We start from the raw sequence: 14,266 nt of genomic DNA, 5'->3' as shown, positions 1-14,266 counted from the left end.
TGATCGGGCCCAAGCATCCGCCAATGTCTTCCCGCAACACTGTTTCCTTGCTTCGAGTTCGTTGTTGCAAGAAAAGCTTAGGCGGCTAAATTCCTAGGTCCTGGTTGTTTGCGCGTAATACCCTTTCAGAACCGATCTCCACATCTTGCCCGACGGCAATTGTGCCCGCCTTTAGAACTCTGGCATAAACGCCAAAGTCGACCTCAAAATCACGAGCGATCGACTTCAATATTCGAGGGTCGAATTCCAGATCCTCCTGCTCAGCTGTCACCATTCTGCACCGTTCTGTTTTGTGAGTGATCAGCAGTCGTGTGTCGCCGATCGTCAGGACGCTTCCCACAAGGTCACTTGCGCTCAGATGACCAATATCTTCCAGAATGACGTTGGCCCGAAATCGGCGCACGTCTATCTTGGAACCCGGCAGGGACTTTTGCAGTTTCTCAAGGTCTGAGGAAAGCAGCAGGTGAACCGGGCTGTCGTCAAAATGCGATTGCTCTGTTTCACGACGAATTTTCACCGGCTGTCCAAGGCATTCAGAAAGGCGGTGATCGATGTCATCTGCCGCGACGTCGATCGCTCGCCCGTCCGGGAATTCAACTGTCGGTGCGTCACCCTTCGTGACTGCGCGCAAAGACAGAAGATTGTCGATCCGCGTGAACCTTCGTGTGTTTTTGCCGCTGCCGAATTTACCGGTTTCATCGATGATGGCGTATTGGCGGTCGCCGACAACACCTCTTTCATCAATTGCGAGAGATTGGCGCTGTTCGCCCAGAAGGGATTTGACCGGATATCGCCAAAGCGCCTGAATTCTCACATCTGACCTCTTCGGGAAATTGAACTCTTTTTGCCGCTCACGGTGAGCTGAAGGAGATGGTGACGTAGATTGCATAGAGAAGTCCAGGAGATTGCAACCCTGGCAGTCAGATGTAGGGGATCTCCAGTGCATATCTTGCCATTGTAAAGGGGCGAGGTTGAAGGACCTCCACTTTGATAATCTGCTGTCAATCTGAGGGGATTGACATTCAGTCGGTTTCATCAGATATTTCTGTCATGACAGAAATTGCCGACATATCTGAAAACTCCTCGAAGGAAAAGTTCATCCTTTATTGGGGAGACATGGGTAGCCAATGGGGCGTTAATCGCTCTGTAGCGCAGATCCACGCGTTACTCTATCTCAGCGCAGGACCTTTGAATGCTGAGCAGATTTCAGAGGAACTCGGCATTGCCCGATCTAATGTGTCCAACTCTCTGAAGGAACTTGTCGGCTGGCGCCTCATTCAACGGGTTCCGGTTGCTGGCGACAGGAGAGAGCATTTTGTCGCCGAGACCGACGTATGGGAAATGGCGCTACTGATCGCAAGGGGGCGCAAGGAACGGGAAATCGACCCAGCTATCCGTGCAATTGAAATCTGCGTCGACCAGGCGGGTGGAGAAACAGGTCTTGACCCTGTGGCCTTGAAACGCATGCAGGAAATGCATGACTTCTTGACAACGGCTGACCGGTGGTCAGCTCAAATGCTGAGTGTTCCCAAATCGAAACTCGCCACTTTGATGAAGATGGGTGACAAAATCTTTTCACTCTTGAAGATTGGCGGCAAGTCCAAGAGTTAGCCGTTCTTTTTATTTAGATAGTTATTTCTCTTTATACAGAAATAACGGACACAACAGGAGGGAGTGCATAAAGTGAGGAAGGACAACTCAGCTTTACGCGATGTGGCAAACCCGATGCCGAAAACGTATCAGGATCGTCGCTTTAGCGACCTTCTGGGCGACGCGGCCTGGTCTGCACTTCCATCTTCGGTCAAACGCCGATTTGGCAAACGGCTCAGCAACGGCGCGAGTGTCGTCTACCAGGGGCGGGTGGTCTCGATCCGAATGAACCTTGTCGGGCGATTGCTGGCCCAGGTTGCGCGTTTGGTAGGTGGTCCGCTGCCCTTCGACCTGTCGTCGGCCAATCAACCCGCGGTCGTGTCGGTAACCGAAGACATTGCAGGTGATGGTCAGTTCTGGGTCCGTCAATATGGACGCGCCGCTGGCTTTCCTCAGGTCATTCACAGCTCGAAGCGTTTTGGCGGACCGACAGGCATCGAAGAATACATTGGGGCAGGGATCGGGATCGCCTTACAGGTAAGTGCCTCCAAAGAGGGGCTCATTTTTGAAAGCGATCATTACTTTGTGCAGTTAGGTGCAGCACGTTTGTGCCTGCCGGTCTGGTTTGCGCCCGGCAAGCTGACCATCACCCACCGTGATCTTGGAAAGAAGAGTTTCGTGTTTTCGCTGTCTTTGAAGAGCCGTCTGTTCGGTGAGCTGATCCAGCAGGACGCGCTATTTCATGATATGGAGGACGACTGATGGACAGTCCCTTGCTCTGGTCTTTGATTTCCGTTCAGATTTTCATGGGTGGTTTCGACACGATTGTGCATCACGAAGGCAGCGAGCGGCTGGCCTGGCGCACATCCCAGAAAACGGAATTGCGTTTGCACAGTATCCGCAATTTCTTCTACGCAATAATCTTCCTGTGTTTCGGTTGGACCGAGCCACATGGATTTTTCACAGTGGCCCTGTCGTTCATTCTCTTCCTTGAAGTGCTGATAACGCTTTGGGACTTTGTCGAAGAGGATCTGACGCGCAAACTGCCGTGGACCGAGCGCATCAACCACACTTTGCTGGCATTGAACTACGGTGCAATTCTAGCTCTGGCCGCGCCGGTTCTCTGGGAATGGTCATTGCGTTCCACCGCGATTTACCCAGCCAATTATGGTTGGTGGAGCGTGATGGCAACTCTGGCAGCCCTGGGGGTCGGCCTTTTCAGTGCGCGTGATTTGCTGGCGGCTACCAGAAGCGAAAGACTTGAAAGGGGGAACGCGGCTGCCCTGGCCGCAGGCCTGCCGCCGCGCCAGCATATTTTGGTCACTGGCGGGACGGGGTTTGTCGGCAGGCGGCTTGTGGAATGCCTCGTCGTTTCCGGCCATTATGTCACCGTTCTGACCCGAAATCTGAAGGGTCTTGATGAGCTTGCGCATCCCGTTCGCGTGATTACGAGCCTTGATCAAATTCACAACGCAGACCGTTTGGACGCTATCGTGAACCTTGCAGGAGAGCCTGTGGCAAACGGCCTCTGGACGGCAAGAAAACGGGCTCGGATCGTCAACTCACGGGTTAAGACCACGAAAGCACTTCAAGAGCTCATCAGACGATTGGACCGCAAACCGGCCTGTTTTGTCAGTGGATCTGCGGTTGGCTGGTACGGTCTTCGCGGAGATGAGCTTCTTACGGAAGACGCCGATCCAGATCCCGCATTCGTCCATGAAGTATGCGATCAATGGGAACGGTCAGCGGCTGCAATCGGCCAGTTAAATGTTCGTGTTGTCATCCTCCGGATCGGTCTCGTCCTTGGCGTGGAAGGTGGCATGCTCGCGAGGCTCTTGACGCCATTCGAGTTCTTCGGAGGAGGTGTGATGGGGACGGGCCGGCAATGGATGTCCTGGATCGAGCATGATGACCTGATCCGCGTCATTGTTCGTGCGATGTCTGACACCAGCTTGAGGGGTGTTGTCAATGCCACAGCGCCTGAACCCGTTCGGAACGTTGAATTCACTCAGGCACTTGCTCAAGCGCTACACCGGATCGCGTTACTGCATTTCCCCGCATGGCTTTTGTCCGGCACGCTTGGGGATATGGGCCGGGAGACCATGCTGGGAGGTCAGCGCGTTGTTCCGGCCAAACTGACAAGGTCAGGTTTCAGGTTCCGCCACCCACAAATGGAACCGATGCTGTTGGCAGTTGCCGGAGCCAGGAAACCGCGGCCAGGCAGCGTGGGTCAAGATGGCCGGTCTCCAGCGAGATCTGCACCATAGGAGAAGCTTCTTGTTGGCCTGCTGCGATAGAAGGCGTCACGGGGTGTCCGATGAGACAGCGCCTTTGGTGGGTGCGGCCATGATTTGCAGAAAAACGTGTCGTTTGGTGTGACAATGAAGTGTGACAGTGAAAACCAGGGTTTGGGTGTTTGATCCGTCGGTCCGATATTTTGCTTGTCGCAGCTGTTGAGGGCACGCTGAAATCGGTTACGCCTTGGGAGTGGCACTTACAAATCGAGCTACAAGCCGTTGCATAGGATGTCATCATATTCCGGTCGGCCAAGTGCGTCTGGCGCAGCCAGAATACGTTCCGTGACGCAGTCGCGTTGAAGCCAGCTGCCAATCCGCTTCGCCGCATCCGGGTGGTCTTCCAGAAACGCGTTGTCGTAATATACGGTACCATCCTTTGAGCCGAGCTCCATACGAAGACTCGCCAGATGAACCGCCACCAGGGCACCGGTGTTACGATCAATGATCTCAAGTGCCTTGTTCAGGTCGCCACCCGCCAGAACGATCATTGCAAGCACGCTTCCGATATCGAATTCCAGCCTAAGGCCAACGGGCCATTCCAGAAGGCGGCCCTGTTGAAGACAGGCTTCCAGAAAAGCATCGAAGAATGCATCAACCGCCTCTTTCTCGGTTTCCGGCCATACGTCGCGATAGCCTTTCAGCCTTGTCAGACAGACTTCCAGATCCAGGTAAGAGGGTGGTTGGCAGTGTCCGATCAGGTCAAAGTATTTTGGCAAAAAATATTTGAATTCAGTCTCTATCTGGTCCCTGTTGTAGCCGTGTGCGGAGTTGGTGTATTCCGACAGCAGATCGACACCGATATCCTTCAAGGGAAGGCTGGATAGTTTTGCGGCAACCTCAGGTGTCATGCATGAGGGGCAATCGCAGTAGACAATCGTCCCGGTAAGGCGGTACCGACCGAAAACCACGTAGGAATTATCGATGGCGTCTTGGAGAGGCGCTGTAATGACCGGTTCTATTTTATCCCAAAACATAACCGAAGCACTCCTTTGCGCGGTCCGCTAAAGGCTGTTTGCATGCCCGTGTAAGGTCCGGCGGCATCCCTAGGATCGCCCGATAAAGGGGATTGACCGCGCTGTGAAAGCCCGCAAACCAATCTGGGTTTCTTCGCTGTTTGCGCCTTGAGCACAATCGTTCACCGAGCGGCCGGAACGCAGATTATTATGAACGCATACCTTAACGCCAATGACTTTTCGGGTCGAGAGAACCCGGTTTCACGTTTGCGGCTAACAGCAGGCGAGGTGTCCCGATATCGTGGGTAGGCTGTGTTGTGCGCTAACACGCACGGGTGACGCTTGCGCGTGCAACGGAAGAAAACGTCGCAAGGGCTTTTTCTTTGTCGTTCCGGTATATGACCGTCGCCCCTTCGATTTCAGAGCCGGAAACGGTGATGGCCCGCTGTCCCTTCGTATCATCAACATCGATCGTGAAGGCGATTGCCGCGCCTGGGGCAAGATCTGAAATGCTCAGTTCGATCTTTGTCTGGCCGTCCAGCACATCGGGTACTTTTGCCAGAGCATCGGCCCCCTCGATCAGTTCGAACGGTTGGAACACTTCGACGCCGGCCCCTTGGTTCGTGACGTCAAAAATCAGACCAGCCGAAGACGTTGCAAGGTCAAGTGTGATGGATGAATTGGTTATGGAACACACTCCGATGTTTTCGAACCGAAACGCGTCCTTGGGAGCGCCTTCTTTAAAATCGACGCGCAAATCGGCTTGGGCGGCACTCGACAACAAGAGCGCAGCGGTTGCAATCGACGTTACCGCGAGGTGCTTTGTGAAATTCATGACGGCCTCCAGCATAAAACAAACAATGCTCGAGATACGTCCCGCTGCTGAAAGCGGATCATCGCATAGCCACCGGTATTGGCATAGTTGCCGCTCGTAACCTTACGGGTTGAGAACGATCACCTTGGTCTGGCCACCATTGCAGGTGTAACAGCAGCTTGAGCAACGGTTCCGGTTCTTGTAACCGACGCCCCAATAAAGGTTCGACCGGTTGCGAACCCAGGCGCCGTAGCAGATCTTCTCGCCGCTCCGGCACGAGATGCTGATCGTTTTGACGGAGTAATCGTCGAGCACGTAAATCTTGTTGTTGCCGGGCCAGACATGTCCGCGCCGGCTGTCTGAATAAAGTTCAACATCCACGATTTTTGAATGCTTGCTTTCAAATCGCCACATCAGCGTTTCTGCCGAAACAGGTACAACGCCGGTGACGAGATAAACAAATGAGAACACCAAAAAAGCGGCGCTCACCAGCCCCTTGCGCATATTATCCCCCCAATGAAACCTCACCGGCAGTTTTAGTTTCTTTCGTGCCGGCGCAGTTCAAGAGTATGAGGTTATTCAAAGGCTAACGCAAGGGAATGAACTGACTGCAGCGGTCTGAACAGCAGGTTCAAAGCATGCGGTGTGACAATATATGGCAATCATTTTTACCCTGTTTTGTGCGGTACGGGCTTAGGCTGCAATCAGTCAATGAGGATTAGAGCCTTTGTCTTCAGCTGTCAGATTGCTTGTAAGAGCTGATGATGCAGGATCGTGCCTGGCATCAAATGAGGGGTGCCTTGATGCCTGCCTCAACGGGATTGCCCGCAGCGTTGAGGTCATGATGCCATGTGCATGGATTCCGCACGCCGCCGAAATTTTCAATCAGCGGCCTCAGATTGACATCGGCATCCACCTGACGCTCACAAGCGAGTGGGATCGCATCAAGTGGCGTCCCCTGACGGCCGCCAGGAGCCTTGTCGATAGTTCCGGGAATTTCCATCCGCTTCTGTCACCGCGGGCAAGGGACGAACGCTGCGCCTTGCAAGATGTTGATTGGTGTTTCGACGAGGTCGTTGCAGAATTTCGAGCGCAAATCGAACTGGGCGTACGTACGTTTCGCAGCGCAAGTCACGTCAGTGCTCATATGGTCAGGCATTTTGCAGACTTTGATCCCCGGTTCAGTGAAATCGTGAGCGGCCTTTGCGAGGAGTTCGGCTTGAAGGATGATGCGTTCGGACACGGGCTTCCACGCTTTCAAGGGTATCCCCCGACACCGCGCATGACTGATGATCGTGTATCGGCGTTTTGCGAGAACTTGGCAGGATTGAGTGCGGGCACTTACATATTTATCGATCATCCAGCCGTTCAATCCGATGAACTCGGCTTGTTGGGGCATCGTGGTTATGAGGACGTCGATCAGGACAGAAGGACGTGCCTTGAAACGCTGAAAAGCCCTCTTGTCCGTGAAACGATCCAAAGACTGGGAACTGACTTGATCAGCTACCGTGATCTCTAGGTTTTTTAATGGTGCCTGCTTTCTTGCAGTCTAATGCCGTGCCTTGGCAAAGGCCGTCGTTTGATAGCCCCATAGACCAGCACAAGTTTTCTGGAAAAGGGATATTCGCCGTCAGTTTGAACCGAGACAAAACGGAGCGAAATTCAGTCTGTTGTCTGGAGCCAGTCCCGAAAAGCTGCCACTGGCCGGGTCAGCGTTCGAGCAGGTGATCGGGCAAACCAGTAACCGGTCTCCAGCTCAAGCACCTTCCAGTCCGGCATGATCAAATGCCCGGCTTCAAGTTCCTGCGAGACAAACCGCCTGTCGATCACGATAGCTCCCATTCCTGCTATGGCAGCCTGGATGGCAAGGTCCCGGCTTTGCAGGACCATTCCGGAATTCAGATCCGGGTGGCTTAGGCCGGCAGCATCCAGCCAGATTGTCCAATCGTTGCGTCTGGACGCGCTGTGGAGCAGCCTCAATTTGAGCAGAATGTCCGGATCGGCCGGATCCTTGCCGCTTAACAGGGCAGGTGCAAGGGCAACCGCCAAATGCTCTTGCCAAAGCAGGTGGCTTTCAACGCTGGGCCAGTTGCCGGTTCCCAGCCGAATGGCACAATCGTAGTTCTCGCGGTCGAGATCGACCATGCGCGTTGAGGCCGACAGCAGCAGCTCAACATCCGGTTGGCTCGCCTGAAAGGAGGGCAAACGCGGGATTAGCCAACGGGTAGCGAATGTCGAAACCGTGCTGATCCTGAGTTCGGTACGTCCACGCCGCTTGAAACTGTCGACGGCCTCTTCAATGCGGTCGAACGCATCACCAAGGCTCAGTGCAAGCCGTTGCCCTTCCTCCGTCAGTGTCAGGCCGCGCCCATCCCGATTGACGAGTGTCGCGCCAAGCTCACTCTCAAGCTTGCGCATCAGGTGTGACAATGCGGAGGGAGAGACACCGAGTTTTTCCGCTGCCATAGCGGCGCGGCCATGGCGGGCCAACAGGGAAAAGGCGTGAAGTGCGCGCAGGGACGCCATGAGCGGTTGAACTCCGTCGTTGAGTTTTCCTCAATCTAACGAAGTTGGCACCTGACCACCAGAGCCGCAGATCAGGCTTGTGCCAGAGCACCCAGGACGGATTTTAAGAATCCGGTCAGATCATCGGTAGCGAAGTCCACGTGCGGATAGGGATCGCCTTCCATGTCCCAACTTTCGCGAAAGAGTTCCCTGGAACCGGTTGGCACGATCAGTGTCGTGCACATGCCGAGTTGGTGCGGCACTTTCAGGTTCTTTGAAAGGTCCTCGAACATGGCTGAGCGGGCAGACGACACGCCGGTTCGCTCCAGAAACTTGTCGTAGGTTTCCCGGTTTGGTTTCGGAATCAGGTCCGCTGACACAATGTCGAAGATATCTTCAAAATGATCGGAAATGCCAAGTGCAGCTGCGGTTCGCTCCGCATGCGGGCGGTCGCCATTGGTGAAAATGAACTTCTTGCCCGGCAAGGCTTCAATCGCGCCACCGAGTTCTGGGTTCGGCGCCAGGTTTGAATAATCAATGTCATGAACGAAGCGGAGATAGGCATCAGGGTCGATGCTGTGCTCGCTCATCAGGCCACGCAGCGTCGTTCCATGTGCGTGATAAAGCGCTTTCTGGTGCGCCATCGCCTCCTCACGCGGAAGTCCCAGCAGGTCTTGAACAAACTGCGCGATCTGTTCGTTGATCTGCGAGAACAGGTCCGCATCATGGGGATAAAGCGTGTTATCGAGATCAAAGATCCAGGCTTCGACTCCCTGAAAGAGGCGGAGGTCATGACGGTGCGCGTGCGGGCCCTCATGGGGCAGGGGGCGTTTTCCCGTCACGGTTTGATCAACGTTCCGGCGCCGCCATCTGTGAACAGCTCCAGAAGCACAGCATGCGAAACCTTGCCGTTCAGAATCACAACCCCTTCCACGCCCCGGTCGAGCGCTTCAATGCAGGTTTCGACCTTGGGTATCATGCCGCCTGAAATCGTGCCGTCGGCGATCAACGCCCGAGCATTGGCGACCGTCAGCTGTTTGATAAGCTTGCCGTCCTTGTCGAGAACGCCCGGCACATCTGTCAGGAACAGCAGACGCGTGGCATTCAGCGCCCCGGCGATAGCACCGGCTGCGGTGTCGGCATTGATGTTGTAGGTTTCTCCGTCCTCACCCGGGGCAACCGGTGCTATGACCGGAATGATATCTTCCTTCAGAACCAGCCTGAGTACTGTCGGATTCACATTGGCCGGTTCGCCGACAAAACCCAGATCCACAACGCTTTCGATATTGCTGTCGGGATCGACCACGGTTCGCTGCAGTTTGCGCGCCGTTACGAGATTTCCGTCCTTGCCGCATAATCCGACGGCCCGGCCACCCTCGGAGTTGATCATTTGAACGATTTCTTTGTTGATGGCACCGGCGAGCACCATTTCAACAACTTCAACCGTTGCCTTGTCGGTGACCCTCAGGCCGCCCTTGAATTCGCTGACGATGTTGAGCCTTTGCAGCATCTTGCCGATCTGCGGGCCGCCCCCATGAACCACGACCGGATTGACGCCTGATTGGCGCAGCAATGTAATGTCGCGCGCAAACGCCTGGCCCAACTCGGGATCACCCATGGCGTGGCCGCCATATTTCACGACAACGGTCTTGTTGTCGTAGCGCTGCATATAGGGCAGCGCGTGAGCAATGATATGAGCGCGATTGGCGGTTTCGGGGGTGGTCATAGGTGTGGAATACTCAACAACTTCTCGGAACGGAACGCGAAGGATCCCTGCTATAGCTGGTTTGCCGGGTGTTCACAATCTCCAGCTCCGCGTGCTTGGCGGCACAATCGTGCTGTTACTATTGATTGGCCAGCAGGCAGAGTTCGGCGCGCAGCTCATCGACCCCGTGGTTCTTCTCTGAAGATGTGGCGATGATCTGCGGGTGCGCGGCAACGCGTTTTGCAAGGGCGGCCTGGGTGTCGGCGATCAGACGTTTCAGCTGTGGAGGCTTGATCTTGTCAGCCTTGGTCAGAACCACCTGATAGACAACAGCTGCCTTGTCGAGCAGGTCCATCGCTTCAAGGTCGTTTTTCTTGATGCCGTGGCGGCTGTCGATCAACAGGATGACCCGGCGAAGGTTAGGGCGGCCCCTGAGGTAGGAAAACACGAGTTGGGTCCAGGCTTCGACAAGCTCCTTGGGCGCTTGGGCATAACCATAGCCGGGCATGTCGACGATCGTCAGTGGTGTGTCCGGCGCGACAAAGAAGTTCAGCATCTGGGTTCGCCCGGGCGTCGACGATGTCCGTGCCAGTCCCTTTCGCCCCGTCAGGGCGTTGATCAGGCTGGATTTGCCCACATTGGAGCGTCCTGCAAATGCAATTTCCGCTTCCGCCGCATCCGGCAGATTGGCCATGTCGGTTACGCTGGTCAGAAACTCCCAGGGGCGAGCAAAAAGCAATCTGCCCGCCTCCAGATCTTCAGGAGAAAAGTCTTGATCGTCTGTCATGACCGGCCTTCTACCCTGCTTCAGCTTTCACGTCGAGATCACCTTCTGGCTCGCACTCAGCGCGTTCGAGGGCGGCAATGTCGGCACCCCAGATGGCTCTCAGATGCCGGCTGACCTTGGCTATTGGCCAATTCCACCAGGCAATTTCCAGCAGTCGCTCAATTGTTGCTTCGTCAAAGCGAAGCCTGACGACGCGTGCCGGGTTGCCTACGACGATTGCGTAGGGCGGCACATCCGATGCGACCACGGAATGGGCACCTATGATAGCGCCTGAGCAAATTGTGACACCTGGCATTACCGTGGCATTGGTGCCGAACCAGACATCGTTCTCAACAAGCGTATCACCACGCAGGTGGTCGAAAATGCTGCCCGGTTCGAATTGCTCATGCCAGGCCTCATCAAAGATGTGGAAGGGATAGGTCGAAAACCCGGTCATCGCATGGTTGGCGCCGTTCATGATGAAGGTGGTGCCCTGTGCAAGCGCGCAGAACCTGCCGATTTTCAACCGGTCACCGATGAATTCAAAATGATACCGTACGTTGCGATTCTCAAAATCGGTCGCGTCCTGTGCATCATGGTAATAGGAATAGTCGCCAACCTCGATATTCGGTCGCGTGATCGTGTTTTTAAGGAAAACCGTGTGCGGTTCGCCTTTGAATGGATGAAGTGTATCAGGGGATGGGCCGTGCATGTGACCTCCAATTGGCAAGATTCAAGGGAAGAGAGAACTGCGCTGATTGCGCGGACGACCTGCCGGCCGGCGACTTCGCCTTGTTGGTCAGGTCTTGCTTCATCGGATCATTGGTCGATGCACTCCTCTAAGAACAAAAAAGGCCCCGCCAGTTGGCGAGGCCTTGGTGTTTAGCAGTTCAACCAGGACTTGTCAGCCCCTCTAGCTCTTGTCGTTTGCGGCCGGTTTCTTTTTCTTGAACATGGCGCCGAGATTGTCCCAAAGCTCAACTTTGGCACCTTGCCGGCGCATGATCACATATTGCTGGGCAATCGAGAGCGAGTTGTTCCAGGCCCAGTAGATCACCAGTCCGGCTGGGAAAGATGCCAGCATGAAAGTGAACACGACAGGCATCCAGGTGAAGATCATCTGCTGAGTGGGATCGGGCGGAGCCGGGTTCATTTTCATCTGGACGAACATGGTGATGCCCATGATCAGCGGCCACACGCCGAGCATAAGCAGTTGCGGTGGGTCCCAGGGGATCAGTCCGAAGAGATTGAAAAGTGAGGTCGGATCTGGCGCCGAAAGATCCTGGATCCAGCCGAAGAAGGGCGCATGGCGCATTTCGATCGTGACGAACAGGACCTTGTAGAGCGCAAAGAAGACGGGGATCTGAATCAGGATCGGCAGACAGCCTGCCAACGGGTTGATCTTTTCCTGCTTGTAGAGCTCCATTAATGCCTGCTGCTGCTTTTGACGGTCGTCCGCGTATTTTTCGCGTATTTCGGTCATCTGCGGCTGAACAAGTTTCATCTTGCTCATCGACACGTAGGACTTGTTGGCGAGCGGGAAGAAGACCAGTTTGATCAACACCGTCACCACGAGAATGGCCACACCGAAGTTGCCGATCAGGTGGAAGAAGTAGTCGATGGCAAAGAACATCGGCTTGGTCAGAAAGTAGAACCAGCCCCAGTCGATCAGAAGTTCGAACTGCTTGATGCTGAGGGCTTCCTCGTAAGCATCCAGGAGCTTGGTCTCCTTGGCACCTGCAAAGAGATAGGAGCTGGTTTCTCCGCTGCCACCTGCGGCAACAACCACGCCATTGCCGAGATAGTCGGCCTGGAAATTTCCGGTCGCTGCCGAATGGCTGAAGCCGGGTTGGAATTCCTGACCCGGAACGGGAATCAGTGTTGCGGCCCAGTATTTGTCGGTGATGCCGAGCCAACCCTGGTCGACTTTGGCCGGGCGGACAGAGCCTTCGTCTTCAAGGTCGGAATAATCGACTTCCTGAAGGCCTTCTTCACCGAAGACCCCGAGAAGCCCCTCATGCAGGATCCAGATGCCGCTGGTTTCCGGAATGCCGTTGCGGGCAATCAATCCATACGGATAGAGCGTGACCTCGTTTGACGAGGCGTTCTCAACGGATTGATCGACGGTGAACATGTAGTTCTCGTCGACCGAATAGGTCCGCTTGAAGGTCAGGCCTTCGCCATTGTCCCAGGACAGCGTAAGAGGCGTGGTTGGCGTGAGGGATGCAGAGCCTTCAACGGACCAGAGCGTGTCAGGTCCCGGGAGTGTGACCTCGGCACCCGGATCGGCGACCCAGCCGTAGTCGGTGTAATAAGGCGTGGGGCTGCCCTTGGGCGAAAACAGCACAATGGTTGGGCTGCTCTTGTCGACTGTCTCGTGATAGTCCTTCAAACGCAGGTCATCCAGCCGGCCGCCGGTCAGACTGATCGATCCTTCAAGGCGGGGCGTGTCGATGACCACGCGCTGGGAAGCGGCAAGGGCCTGGTCGCGATTGGCGAAATTGACCTGCCCGCCCGCTGTTTGACCCGGCGCAGTGGTTCCGGCGCCTGGGGTGGCCGTTGACGGTTGCGGTGCATCCGGATTGACTCCGGTCGCTGCCGTCTGGCTTGTGCCTTGCGCGCGCTGCTGGGCCTCAAGGTCTGCCTGTTGGCGTTCTTGATAAGGCACGGCGATGAACATCTGCCAGCCAATCAGAACAATCAGGGACAGAACGACCGCGAGAATCGTATTTCGGTTATCTGACGTCAACTGGAGTTACCCCTGTTTCCTGCGCGATGTCGTTTGCGCTTGCTTTGGTCCCCGGCGCGGCTTTCCCCGTCCGCGTGGCGTCCCCGGATCCAAGACTTGGCCTAGGCCAGATTTAAGGTCTGCAACGAGATTTTGAAAGGGAAGAGTGAGCGCACTTGAGCGTGCAACCAGCACAAAATCGGCGTTTTGCGGAATTTCTTTGGTGTCGAGCTCGGCAATGGCCGCCCTGAGGCGCCTTTTGATCCGGCTGCGTGCGACGGAATTACCGGTCTTCTTCGTGACCGTGTAGCCCACACGCGGTGCATCATTGCTCTTTCGCTCCAGCCCCTGAACGACAAAAGCGCGCCGACCCAGCCGGCCGCCTTTGGCGACCGCCAGGAATTCGGAGCGCTTTTTAAGTGTGTCCATAGCCGCGGATTGGTGTTGGCAGACGCCGCCAACCCGGCGCGCTGCGGGCAGGGCGCCGATTAAGCGCTAAGGCTCTTGCGGCCCTTTGCGCGGCGGCGAGCAAGCACCTGACGACCGTTTTTGGTGGCCATACGTGCGCGGAAGCCGTGGCGGCGCTTGCGGACAAGACGGCTCGGTTGATACGTACGCTTCATTGTTCTTCCCCGCGCTGCTTACTGCGCGGCCCTTGTTCATTTATAAATTCTATGGAGGAAGCACTCGAAGCGCTTGAAGAGCGCGGCTCTATAAGCCTTGGGTCCGAATGCATGTCCCGATCGAGCGCGCTTATACGGTCCATGCAGCCGCAAGTCAACTTTGCGTGTCAAAATTCTGAAGAAATTCACCCGATCACGTACAGGTGAACCGAAGGCGGGAAAGCGTCACTTATCGGTGATCCACGCTTCTTTTTAGAAGATTTAAGGTACATCTGCATATTTGTA

The 14,266-nt window shown here is 55.4% G+C and carries 16 protein-coding genes; 4 read left to right on the top strand and 12 right to left on the bottom strand.

The genetic code is table 11. The features are described 5' to 3' along the window. Window positions 1-85 precede the first annotated feature (85 nt). A complete protein-coding gene (locus K1718_RS23900) occupies window positions 86-814 on the bottom strand; it encodes an MOSC domain-containing protein (protein WP_265680592.1) in 729 nt (242 codons plus the stop codon). A 236-nt stretch (window positions 815-1,050) separates the two neighbouring features. Between K1718_RS23900 and K1718_RS23895 the strand changes: the two genes are divergently transcribed. The 3 genes from K1718_RS23895 to K1718_RS23885 all read left to right on the top strand — a co-directional run bounded on the left by K1718_RS23895 (window position 1,051) and on the right by K1718_RS23885 (window position 3,857). After that, a complete protein-coding gene (locus tag K1718_RS23895) occupies window positions 1,051-1,611 on the top strand; it encodes a GbsR/MarR family transcriptional regulator (protein ID WP_265680593.1) in 561 nt (186 codons plus the stop codon). 72 nt (window positions 1,612-1,683) lie between these two features. Continuing rightward, window positions 1,684-2,352 (top strand): DUF4166 domain-containing protein, encoded by a 669-nt coding sequence (locus K1718_RS23890; RefSeq protein ID WP_247649289.1) that lies wholly within the window; start codon window positions 1,684-1,686, stop codon window positions 2,350-2,352. Then, on the top strand, window positions 2,352-3,857 hold the full coding sequence (locus K1718_RS23885; protein ID WP_265680594.1) for a TIGR01777 family oxidoreductase: 1,506 nt from the start codon (window positions 2,352-2,354) through the stop codon (window positions 3,855-3,857). Before K1718_RS23890 ends, K1718_RS23885 begins: the two co-directional genes overlap by 1 nt. A gap of 239 nt (window positions 3,858-4,096) precedes the next feature. On the opposite strand, the gene K1718_RS23880 is transcribed toward K1718_RS23885, so the two are convergent. The 3 genes from K1718_RS23880 to K1718_RS23870 all read right to left on the bottom strand — a co-directional run bounded on the left by K1718_RS23880 (window position 4,097) and on the right by K1718_RS23870 (window position 6,158). Next, window positions 4,097-4,861, bottom strand: a complete 765-nt coding sequence (locus K1718_RS23880) for a hypothetical protein (RefSeq protein WP_152503460.1) — start codon at window positions 4,859-4,861, stop codon at window positions 4,097-4,099. 301 nt (window positions 4,862-5,162) lie between these two features. Beyond that, the gene (locus tag K1718_RS23875; protein ID WP_265680595.1) at window positions 5,163-5,675 is read right to left on the bottom strand and encodes an aggregation factor core; all 513 of its coding nucleotides are present in this window, start codon (window positions 5,673-5,675) and stop codon (window positions 5,163-5,165) included. 102 nt (window positions 5,676-5,777) lie between these two features. Further along, entirely contained in the window at window positions 5,778-6,158 is a 381-nt protein-coding gene (locus K1718_RS23870; RefSeq protein WP_209006713.1) for a hypothetical protein, read from the bottom strand. Between the two features lie 223 nt (window positions 6,159-6,381). Between K1718_RS23870 and K1718_RS23865 the strand changes: the two genes are divergently transcribed. Beyond that, on the top strand, window positions 6,382-7,173 hold the full coding sequence (locus K1718_RS23865) for a carbohydrate deacetylase (protein ID WP_335343010.1): 792 nt from the start codon (window positions 6,382-6,384) through the stop codon (window positions 7,171-7,173). Window positions 7,174-7,316: 143 nt separating this feature from the next. On the opposite strand, the gene K1718_RS23860 is transcribed toward K1718_RS23865, so the two are convergent. The 8 genes from K1718_RS23860 to rpmH form a co-directional block, all read right to left on the bottom strand. Beyond that, entirely contained in the window at window positions 7,317-8,180 is an 864-nt protein-coding gene (locus K1718_RS23860; RefSeq protein ID WP_152503457.1) for a LysR substrate-binding domain-containing protein, read from the bottom strand. Window positions 8,181-8,251: 71 nt separating this feature from the next. Further along, window positions 8,252-9,001: a pyrimidine 5'-nucleotidase gene (locus tag K1718_RS23855; protein WP_152503456.1), complete on the bottom strand. Its 750-nt coding sequence runs from the start codon at window positions 8,999-9,001 to the stop codon at window positions 8,252-8,254. Continuing rightward, a complete protein-coding gene (gene argB, locus K1718_RS23850) occupies window positions 8,998-9,885 on the bottom strand; it encodes an acetylglutamate kinase (protein ID WP_265680596.1) in 888 nt (295 codons plus the stop codon). The genes K1718_RS23855 and argB overlap by 4 nt, the downstream gene beginning before the upstream one ends. Before the next feature lie 118 nt (window positions 9,886-10,003). Beyond that, window positions 10,004-10,651 (bottom strand): ribosome biogenesis GTP-binding protein YihA/YsxC, encoded by a 648-nt coding sequence (gene yihA / locus K1718_RS23845; RefSeq protein WP_265680597.1) that lies wholly within the window; start codon window positions 10,649-10,651, stop codon window positions 10,004-10,006. A gap of 10 nt (window positions 10,652-10,661) precedes the next feature. Next, window positions 10,662-11,342 carry a CatB-related O-acetyltransferase gene (locus tag K1718_RS23840; RefSeq protein ID WP_265680599.1) on the bottom strand — a complete coding sequence of 227 codons (681 nt, stop codon included), beginning with the start codon at window positions 11,340-11,342 and terminating at the stop codon, window positions 10,662-10,664. A gap of 201 nt (window positions 11,343-11,543) precedes the next feature. Continuing rightward, a complete protein-coding gene (gene yidC / locus K1718_RS23835) occupies window positions 11,544-13,379 on the bottom strand; it encodes a membrane protein insertase YidC (protein ID WP_265680600.1) in 1,836 nt (611 codons plus the stop codon). A gap of 6 nt (window positions 13,380-13,385) precedes the next feature. Continuing rightward, a complete protein-coding gene (gene rnpA, locus K1718_RS23830; RefSeq protein WP_152503451.1) occupies window positions 13,386-13,787 on the bottom strand; it encodes a ribonuclease P protein component in 402 nt (133 codons plus the stop codon). 59 nt (window positions 13,788-13,846) lie between these two features. Beyond that, a complete protein-coding gene (gene rpmH / locus K1718_RS23825) occupies window positions 13,847-13,981 on the bottom strand; it encodes a 50S ribosomal protein L34 (RefSeq protein ID WP_006934271.1) in 135 nt (44 codons plus the stop codon). Between the last annotated feature and the right edge of the window lie 285 nt (window positions 13,982-14,266).

Origin of the sequence: Roseibium porphyridii (assembly GCF_026191725.2) — a bacterium.
Classification (GTDB): Bacteria; Pseudomonadota; Alphaproteobacteria; order Rhizobiales; family Stappiaceae; genus Roseibium; species Roseibium porphyridii.
The sequence above is the reverse complement of the archived record's forward strand: the minus strand, read 5'-3'. Positions and strand labels throughout refer to the sequence as shown.